We start from the raw sequence: 9,140 nt of genomic DNA, 5'->3' as shown, positions 1-9,140 counted from the left end.
TGTCAGTCGCCGGCGTGCCGAACGGGTGGGACTCGGCGCCCGATGTCGGCCGAGGGGCGAAGATCTGGTGGTCATCGGGCGCGTCGGAGCCGGGGCGCCGGCCGAACGGGTTCTCGTCGCCGCCGGGGGCGTCCGAGCCGGGGCGCTGGCCGTAGACGCGCTGCTCAGCAGGTGCGTCGGAGCCGGACGGCCGGCCGTAGACGCGCTGGTCGCCAGGTGCGTCAGAGCTGGACGGCCGGCCGTAGAGGCGCTGCTCACCAGACGCGTCCGGGCCGGACGGCTGCCCGTGGACGCGCTGCTCACCGGACGCGTCGGGGCCGGACGGCTGCCCCTGCTCACCGGGTGCGTCCGGGCCGGGGCGCTGGCCGTAGATGCGCTGGTCGCCGGCGGCGTCGGGGCGCTGGCCGAACGCGCGGTCCGGTGTGGGGGAGCCCTCGAGCCCGGTACCGAACGCCGATGCGCTGCCGAAACCGGGATCCGGCGCACTGCCGAATCCGGGGGTGGGGGCGGCGCCGAATCCGCCGGAGGTCGGCGCCGCACCGAACGGCGTGCCCTCGGGGCGCTCTTCGGTGCCGAAGGGCGAGGCCGGGTCGTCATCGTCCTGTTCGGGCGCGGCGGCCGGGCGCCCGTAGACGCGGGACTGCGGGGCGGGTGACGGCGGCGGGACTTCCTCGGCGTCCACCGGAGCGACGCGGCTTGCCACCGGTACGGACGCGCTTGCCGACACCGGCCGTGCCGAACCCTTGGCCGGGGCGGAGCGGTCGGCGGAAGGCTCGGGCTGGTCCGCGGCGTCACGTGGCTGCGGGACTGCGGGGCTGCGTGGTTCCGTGGCGACCGGTGCGCCGCTGCTGCTCAGTGCGGCGCCCGGCACCCGCTGCGGGTAGCTGCCGGACGAGTCGGGCCGGTCGGCGTCCGGAGCGCTCGGCGCCCGATGCGGGAAGCTGCCGGAGGTGTCCTGGCCGTCGGCGGACCCTCGCTGGGGGAACCCGCTGCTACCGGGAGAGTCGGGCCGACCGGCGTCGGGGGCCGCGAAGGAGGCACCGGGGATGCGCTGGGGGTAGCCGCTCTCCGAAGGGTCGCCGTCGTTCCGCGTCGCCTCGGGGGTGCCGTTGGACGGGAAGGGCCCGTCGTTCCGTGGCGATCCGAAGGGGTCATGGTCCGGACGGTCGCCGAACGGTCCCGGACCGCGGTCGTCGCCGAAGGCCGAGTTGGCCGGTTCAGGCCTGCGGTCCTCGAGGGCGCCGAAGGCGTTGCCGGCCGGTTCGGGGCTGCGGTCGTCCAGGCTGTCGAAGGCTGAGCTGGCCTGATCGGGGGCGCGGTCGTCGCGGCCGGCGAAGCTTCCGACGTCGGTCGATGACGAGCCGCGGAGGGGGAAGCTTGCTCCCTCGGGGCTCTGGCCGCGGACCGGGAAACCTCCGCTGTCGGTGCGACCCGGGGCCGGCGGGCCGTCCGGCAGGTCGGTCAACGTGGCGCCGGGCACGCGGACGCGCTGGTCGCCGAAGGCGGAGACGCCCGGCGGACGGCCGGACGACTGCTGGTCTCCCGGGGCGTCGGTGCCGCGCTCGAACGGGATGCGACGGGGACCCTCGGTCTGCTGCGGCGCCGGGGCGGATCGGACGGGGGTGAAGCCGTTGAACTCACCGACCGGGCCGGAGAGCGGCCCGCCGGCCACGCCCGGGGAACGCTGCGGGAGTTGGCCGCCCTGGGCTTGACGGTACGGGTGGGGCTCGAACGGGTTGCTCTCGCTGGACGGCTGCGCGGGCGGCGGCGGGGCCCAGGCGGAGGGCGGGGGGCCGTCCTGCCGGGACTGGTCCTGACCGGCTGGTGGCTGGGGCGCCGCCGAACCACGGCCGCCGGCGTCACGGGAAGGCATGCCAGAGGCGTCACGGGAAGGCAAGCCCGAGGCGTCACGGGAAGGCAGGCCGGAGGATTGGCGGGACGGCAGCCCGGAGGCGCCGGGTCCGGCCGGGCCTGAGCCGGTGGCGTCGCGGGAGGGCCCGCCGGAAACGCTCGGCGGGACCGCGGCCTGTGCTGGAGGCGAGCCCAGAGAAGGCCCGGATGCGTAGGGATTCGTCGAACCGGACAACGGCCTTGAGCCAGGCGGCTCGGTGAGGCTGGGCGGCCGGGTGTCCGTGCCGGCAGGGGCGGGAGGCCGAGACGCCGGGCCACCGGCTGGGGGCGGGAATGCCGGGCCACCGGCAGGAGGCGGGAAGGCCGGGCCACCGGCAGGAGGCGGGAAGGCCGGGCCACCGGCAGGAGGCGGGAACGCCGGGCCACCGGCAGGAGGCGGGAAAGCAGAGTCACCGGCAGGAGGCGGGAAGGCTGCGCCGTCGGCGGTGGGAGGCAGGGCCGGTGGGCGTGCCGCAGCAGGCGGTGGGGTGCCCGGCCCGTCCTGGGCGGGCATGCGCGCCGAGCCTGCGGAGGTGAACTTGGCGGCGCCGGGGCCGAAGGCCGGGCCCTGGCTCACCGATGCCTGGCCGGCGGGCGGCACCGCGGGCACCACGAACGGTGAGCCGCCGTTCGGTGTGGAGTGGGGCGGCGGGGCGTACGCGCTGGGGAACGAGTCCTGGGCGTGCGGGTACGACGGGGCCCGGTCGGCGGTCTGGTGGCCGTTCGAGTCGGGCGGGAAAGCGTCCGGCGGGAAGGTGTCCGGCGGGAAGGTGTCCGGCGGGAAGGCGTCGGTGCCGAACGGCTCGGCTCCGCCGCCCGACGTGGCCCCCGGCTGGTGGCCGGCTTGCTGGCCCTCGGACGTCATATCCGCCTCCTCCATGACTGTCGGCCGTGCCAGCTTATGCACGGACGCGGCCGACCTTGCAGAGCTGGGCGTGACCCCGGTCACTACGCCCGGCCGGCCGAGCCGGGGCGGGTGACCGTGCCCAACCGTACCGGTCGAGGCGGGCAGCCGGAATCCCGGTGTACGCCGTCCGGAGCGGACAAGCAGGCGGGAAACCACCGAACGTGATCATGCCCACGCCTGCCGCATCGGTCGTCGGCCGAGGCAGTCCGATCTGGAAGGAGGGGTTGTGGACCGTCGCGTCAGGTGGGACTGGGCGAAGGGTTGAGGTGGGGAAACGGGCCGAAGAAACAGGAACGGGCCAGGGGTGGTGGGCGGGGCTGAAGAAGCGACAAGTCCGGTGAGTCGGGAAGAGGGTGGGTCGTCGAGATGCGACGAGGCCCCGACCCTGTGCGGGTCGGGGCCTCGGATGGCGCCGGATCGAGCGCGATGCCGTCAGTAGAGGCGTCGCTGGGCGAGGAACTCGATCTCGTCGCGCATGGACTGCGTGGGAGCCTTCTGCCAGGCCCGCTCGATGGCGCGGGCCACGCGCTTGGCGTCCCGACGGGCTCGGATGCGGTCGAAGGTGCTCATGGTGCTGCTCACTCCCCTGGCCTCGTGGGCCGTCGCTGGGTGCCGGGGTTCCGGCGCTGCATCCATTGAAGCGCGCCGGAACACCGGAAGGCCAACGATTCGGGGGTGATCTCGCTTACCCGCCTAAGAATCTAAGGTTCGGTAAGCGTCATGCCGAAGAAACCTACGTCCAGGAGAGGAGGGCTCCCTCCGGGTCCTCGAGGAAAGCGCCGACGTCGCGGAGGAACTTCGAGCCGAGCTCGCCGTCGACGATCCGATGGTCGAACGAGAGGCCGAGGGTCGTGACCTGGCGAATCTTGATCTTTCCCTTGTGGACCCACGGCATGGGACGGATCGCTCCGAACGCCAGGATCGCGGACTCGCCGGGCGGCAGGATCGGCGTACCCGTGTCGACGCCGAAGACGCCGACGTTGGTGATGGAGAACGTTCCGCCGGACATGTCCGATGGGGGCGTCTTGCCGGACTTTGCCACCTGGACCAGGCCGTTCAGGGCGTCGGCCAGTTCACGCAGGGTCAGCCGGCCGGCGTCCTTGATGTTCGGGACGATCAGGCCGCGTTCGGTGGCCGCCGCGATCCCGAGGTTCACGTACTCCTTGACGACGATCTCGTTCGTCGCACCCGACCACGTCGAGTTGACCATCGGGTGGCGCTTGACCGCGAGCAGGACGGCCTTGGCGACGAGCAGGAGCGGCGAGACGCGTACGTCGCGGAACTCCGGCCGGGTCTTGAGCCGCTCCAGCGACTTCATCGAGCGCGTCACGTCGACCGTGAGGAACTCCGTGACGTGTGGTGCGGTGAACGCCGACGCCACCATGTTCTCGGCCGTCAGCTTCCGGACGCCCTTGATCGGGATCCGCTGCTCGCGCGAGGCCTCGAACACCGCCGGCGCCACCGCGCTGCCGTTGACCGCCGAGCCGGTGGCCGCGGGTGCCGGAGCCAGGGCGGCAGCGGCGGCTCGCTGCACGTCGTCCCTGGTCACCGAGCCGAGCGGGCCGCTGCCGGTCAGGGAGTGCAGGTCGATGCCGAGGTCCTTGGCCAGCTTGCGGACGGGCGGCTTCGCGAGGACCGGCCCACCGGCACGCACTGCAGCGGCGGCCGACGGGGGAGCGGAGATCACGGGAGCCGGCGAGGGAACGGGACCCGTCGACTGAGTAGCGGGAGCCGCCGAAGGCGGGGTGGCCGGTGCTGCGGTTGGTGACGCTGTGGGCGTACCTGTGCGAGGCCGTCGTTTGGCAGCCACCGTGCGCGGCCCATATCCGACCAGCACCGCGGTCCGGCCGCCCGGAGCCGGACCACCGATCAGGCCGGGCTCGACCGCGCCCTCCTCGGGAGCGACCTCCACCGCGGCCAGGGACTCCGCCGAGGGAGCCGGCAGATCCGGCCGGTCCGCCGGGAGCGGCCCGGCCGACGGGTCCGTGTCGATGGCGACGATGGGTGCGCCGACCTCCACGGTCGTCCCGGCCTCGTGGAAGATCCGGGTCACGACGCCCGCCCACTTCGCGGGGATCTCGACCGCGGCCTTGGCCGTCTCGACCTCGACGATCGGCTGGTTCAGCTCGATCGTGTCGCCGACCTTGACCAGCCAGCCGAGGATCTCGCCCTCGGTGAGGCCCTCGCCGAGGTCGGGCAGGGTGAACTCCTTGATCCGCGACATCCGGGTCACCAGCCGAAGGAGCGGTCGATGGCGTCCAGGACCCGGTCCAGGTCCGGCAGGTACTCCTCCTCGAGGCGGGCTGCCGGGTACGGGGTGTCGTAGCCCGTCACCCGCAGGACCGGCGCCTCCAGGGAGTAGAAGCACTCCTCGGTGATCCGGGCGGCGAGCTCCGCGCCGAGGCCCACGTTGCCCGGGGCCTCGTGAACGACCACGGCGCGACCCGTCTTGCGGATCGAGTCGAAGACCGGGCCGAGATCCAGCGGGGAGAGCGTGCGCAGGTCGATGACCTCGAGGTTGCGGCCGTCCTCCTGGGCGGCCGTCGCGGCGTCGAGCGCCACGCGGACCATCGGGCCGTAGGCGATCACGGTCGCGTCGGTGCCCTCGCGGGCCACGCGGGAGGCGTGCAACGGGTACGCGGTCGACAGGTCGAGGTCGAGATCCACCTCGCCCTTCTCCCAGTACCGGCGCTTGGGCTCGAAGAAGACGATCGGGTCGTCCGAGGTGATCGACTGCTGGATCATCGCGTACGCGTCGGCCGGGTTGGCGCAGGTCACGACCTTGAGGCCGGGGGTGTGCGCGAAGTACGCCTCGGGCGACTCGGAGTGATGCTCGACCGCGCCGATGCCGCCGCCGTAGGGGATGCGGATGACCATCGGGATGCGGATGTTGCCCAGCGAGCGGTAGTACATCTTCGCGACCTGGGCGACGATCTGGTTGTACGCCGGGAACACGAAGCCGTCGAACTGGATCTCGCACACCGGCCGGTAGCCGCGGATGGCGAGGCCGACCGCGGTGCCGACGATGCCGGCCTCGGCGAGCGGGGTGTCGATGACGCGGTCGTCGCCGAAGTCCTTCTGCAGGCCGTCGGTGATCCGGAAGACGCCGCCGAGCTTGCCGACGTCCTCCCCCATGATGACGACCTTCGGGTCGTTCTCCAGGGCGCGGCGCAGGCCGTGGTTGAGGGCCTTGCCCAGGGTGATCGTCTCGCTCATCAGTGGGCGCTCCCCTCGAACGAGGCCTGGTAGTCGGCGAACTGCTTGCGCTGCGCGTCGACCTCGGGCGAGCCGTTGGGGTAGACGTTGTCGAACAGGGCGACCGGCTGCGGGTCCGGCATGGCCAGCACCCGCTCGCGCAGGTCGAGGGCGAGCTTGCGGGCGCTGTCGTCCACCTCGCCGAAGAAGGAGTCGTCGGCCAGCTGCTGCTTGGCCAGGAACGCCTTGAGGCGGCTGATCGGGTCCTTGGCCTTCCACGACTCGACCTCGCTGGCGATGCGGTAGCGGGTCGGGTCGTCGGAGCTGGTGTGCGCGCCCATGCGGTAGGTGTACGCCTCGATCAGCGTCGGGCCCTCGCCGTTGCGCGCGTTGTCCAGCGCCGCCCGGGTCACCGCGAAGGTGGCCAGCACGTCGTTGCCGTCGATGCGTACGCCCGGGAAGCCGTAGCCGGCCGCGCGGCGGTAGAGCGGGATACGCGTCTGGCGCTCGAGCGGCTCGGAGATCGCGTACTGGTTGTTCTGGCAGAAGAAGACGATGGGGGCGTTGAACACCCCGGACCAGACGAACGACTCGTTGACCTCGCCCTGGCTGGTGGCGCCGTCGCCGAAGTACGCGATGACCGCCTCGCCGTCGGGCCCGCCGGTCTTGCCGTCCATGGTCACGCCCATGGCGTAGCCGGTGGCGTGCAGCGTCTGCGAGCCGATCACGATCGTGTACGTGTGGAACTTGTACTTGTTGGGGTCCCAGCCGCCCTGGTCGACGCCGCGGAACAGGCCGAACGGCATGATCGGGTCGATCCCGCGGGTGTAGAGCACGCCGTGCTCGCGGTAGGTCGGGAACGCCATGTCCTGCGGGCGCAGCGCGCGGCCCGAACCGACCTGCGCGGCCTCCTGGCCCAGCAGGCTGGCCCAGATGCCGAGCTCACCCTGCCGCTGCAGGGCGGTGGCCTCGGCGTCGAGGCGGCGGACCGTCACCAGGTCCTTGTACAGCTCGCGGTATTCGTCGTCGGTGAAGTCGACCGAGTACGTCACGCCCTCCGGCGTGGTGACGCTGTCGATGCGCTCACCGTCGGGCGTCAGCAGTTGAACGAAACCGCCGGCCGGGGCGTCCGCCCCGACTTCGCTTTCGCCGTTCGCCATCCGTGTCTCCCTGTTCATCTCTGCGCCCACGGCGGGTGTTGCCCGTCCGCGCGGCTGACCGCTGGTGCGCCGCGCCTGGCCCGGGTGAGGTTGCCGCGCGGTTGGTCGGTGGGGTCGCGGACCCCGCCGGGGAGTGACGGCCCCCACCGCACCCCGCTGGTACGCAGGCAACGGCGGCGGTGCCGTCGCCCCCATCCTCGCAGAGAACGTGAGTGGCGCCACACGTCAGGTCGATCACAGATCTGAAATCTTGCCGAGTCATCGGTGGCCATGTTTGTCCGGATTAGCGGTTTTCGTACCGTCACTTCCGTCTGAACGGCCGATGTGCGCCGCTCCCGAACGGCACATGCGTCGTTCACTCCAGCAGCCGACGGATCCACGTGGATCTCAACTCTGGGGAGGGTGCCGGCGTGCCGCAGCAGCCGAACGACGACGGGCTCGTGCCACCGATCAAGGTGTTGCGCAAGCGCCTCAACGGCGTCTACAGCGCGGAAGGTCTCACGGGACCGACACGTCGTTACGTCCTGCTCGTGGTGATGCTCGTCGGCCTGGCCTCCCTGCCGACGCTCGCGGCGATCACGGCGGGATCCAACGAGCTCGCCGACGGGGGTTCGACGGTCACGGACGTGCCGTTCATTCCGCCGGCGTCGACCGGGCCGGTGCAGATCCCGCCGTCGTCGGCCGGCAGCGGATCACCGTCACCGCCCGTGCGGGGTCAGGCTCAGAAGAGAAAGACCAAACCTTCCGGGTACGCCGGGAGCAGGCGTTCCGGGGTGTCGTCGTCGACTTCCGGCCGGACGCAGCACGAGCCGGGCGGCGGGGTCGGCGAGCCGGACGGGGCGCGTCCTGGTCGGCCGGTGGGCTGGTCGGGGCGGCCTCTGCGGCCCGTTGAGCCGGACGAATCGGATGTGGGTGGGGGCGTGCCCGGTTCGGACGGCGGTTCGGACGGCGGTGATGGGTCCGATGCGGGCGGCGGTTCGGATGGTGGTGACGGCTCGGATGCGGGCGGTGATCAGGATTCGGGCGGTGGCTCGGATGCGGGGGGCGGCTGGGATACGGGTGGCGGCTCGGACGACCACGGTGACGCCGGTGGGGACGGCGGCGACGGGTGGGGCAGGGACGACGCTCCCGGCGAGCACGACGACGGTGCCGGTTGGGGCAGCGACGACGGTCCGGGCCAGGGCGACGACGGCCAGGACGACGACGGCCAGGAGGACGACGGCCAGGACGAGGGCGAACAGCCGGGCGAACACGACGGCGAACAGCCGGGCGAACACGACGGTGAACAGCCGGGCGACGACGCAGGCGGTGGCCAGGGCGGCGAGCATCCCGCCGGCGGTCACGGTCAGGCCGACGGTGGAGGCGCGAACGACTCGGATGACTCAGACAATTCCGACCAGCCGGATTCGCCGCCGGTGAAGCCGGTTCGTCCGCCGTGGTGCACCGACCGCACCCAGTGCTCATCCCGGCCGTCGCATCACCACCGGCCCGACTGGACCCGCCACAAGCACTGCGAGGACGCGAGCCATCGCGCGCACTGGTCGCACCACCGAGCCGGGCGGAAACGCACCATCACCGTCCACATCGAGCCGTCCGGGCGGCACAGCCGCAGGGAGACGGTCACCGAATCGCGGCGCCCCGGGCAGCCCCCGCGCCTCAAGAAGATCATCAGTCATCGCTGGGCCGCGCCGGCCCGGTCCGACACCAGCCGGAGGTCGGCAATGGCCGAACGCCCGCAGAACCTCAGACCCGCCCGCGACGCCGCCCGCACCCACAACAGCCACCGGCACCAGCCGGCCGTCGACCAGCAGGACGACACCTACTACGCCGCGCGGTCCTACCGGGGCAGCCACCGGGCCGAGCGCATGCACCGCGCCGACGACAACCGCACGGTGGCGCTGCAGCGCAGCTCTCGCTCGGGCCGCCACCACGCCGACCCCGACAACTCCAACCGCTGGTAGGACCACCCGAGAACGCGGCACGGCGCC

Annotated in this window: 6 protein-coding genes and 1 pseudogene; 2 read left to right on the top strand and 5 right to left on the bottom strand. The window is 72.5% G+C overall.

What is annotated here, in order from left to right:
- Nucleotides 1-1,873 (bottom strand): annotated as a pseudogene (locus tag AB0J80_RS25880) (hypothetical protein); the annotation flags it as partial.
- Nucleotides 1,874-2,423: 550 nt separating this feature from the next.
- On the opposite strand from AB0J80_RS25880, the gene AB0J80_RS25875 reads away from it, so the two are divergent.
- Nucleotides 2,424-2,870 (top strand): hypothetical protein, encoded by a 447-nt coding sequence (locus tag AB0J80_RS25875; protein WP_364709635.1) that lies wholly within the window; start codon nucleotides 2,424-2,426, stop codon nucleotides 2,868-2,870.
- A gap of 359 nt (nucleotides 2,871-3,229) precedes the next feature.
- Here AB0J80_RS25875 and AB0J80_RS25870 read toward each other — a convergent pair whose 3' ends face one another.
- The 4 genes from AB0J80_RS25870 to pdhA form a co-directional block, all read right to left on the bottom strand.
- Nucleotides 3,230-3,367, bottom strand: coding sequence for a hypothetical protein (locus tag AB0J80_RS25870; RefSeq protein ID WP_364709633.1), 138 nt, complete (start codon nucleotides 3,365-3,367; stop codon nucleotides 3,230-3,232).
- Nucleotides 3,368-3,530: 163 nt separating this feature from the next.
- Nucleotides 3,531-5,021, bottom strand: coding sequence for a dihydrolipoamide acetyltransferase family protein (locus tag AB0J80_RS25865; RefSeq protein WP_364709630.1), 1,491 nt, complete (start codon nucleotides 5,019-5,021; stop codon nucleotides 3,531-3,533).
- Nucleotides 5,022-5,026: 5 nt separating this feature from the next.
- On the bottom strand, nucleotides 5,027-6,016 hold the full coding sequence (locus AB0J80_RS25860; RefSeq protein WP_364709868.1) for an alpha-ketoacid dehydrogenase subunit beta: 990 nt from the start codon (nucleotides 6,014-6,016) through the stop codon (nucleotides 5,027-5,029).
- Nucleotides 6,013-7,152, bottom strand: coding sequence for a pyruvate dehydrogenase (acetyl-transferring) E1 component subunit alpha (gene pdhA / locus AB0J80_RS25855; protein ID WP_364709628.1), 1,140 nt, complete (start codon nucleotides 7,150-7,152; stop codon nucleotides 6,013-6,015). Before pdhA ends, AB0J80_RS25860 begins: the two co-directional genes overlap by 4 nt.
- 410 nt (nucleotides 7,153-7,562) lie before the next feature.
- On the opposite strand from pdhA, the gene AB0J80_RS25850 reads away from it, so the two are divergent.
- Nucleotides 7,563-9,113, top strand: coding sequence for a hypothetical protein (locus tag AB0J80_RS25850; protein WP_364709625.1), 1,551 nt, complete (start codon nucleotides 7,563-7,565; stop codon nucleotides 9,111-9,113).
- The last annotated feature ends 27 nt before the right edge of the window (nucleotides 9,114-9,140 follow it).

Source organism: Actinoplanes sp. NPDC049548 (genome assembly GCF_040676695.1).
Lineage (GTDB): Bacteria > Actinomycetota > Actinomycetes > Mycobacteriales > Micromonosporaceae > Actinoplanes.
The sequence above is the reverse complement of the archived record's forward strand: the minus strand, read 5'-3'. Positions and strand labels throughout refer to the sequence as shown.

What these genes read in the sequence shown, in the direction of transcription:
- AB0J80_RS25870 (WP_364709633.1), bottom strand. Translation starts at nt 3,367, where the DNA reads ATGAGCACCTTCGACCGCATCCGAGCCCGTCGGGACGCCAAGCGCGTG.
- AB0J80_RS25865 (WP_364709630.1), bottom strand. Translation starts at nt 5,021, where the DNA reads ATGTCGCGGATCAAGGAGTTCACCCTGCCCGACCTCGGCGAGGGCCTC.
- pdhA (WP_364709628.1), bottom strand. Translation starts at nt 7,152, where the DNA reads ATGGCGAACGGCGAAAGCGAAGTCGGGGCGGACGCCCCGGCCGGCGGT.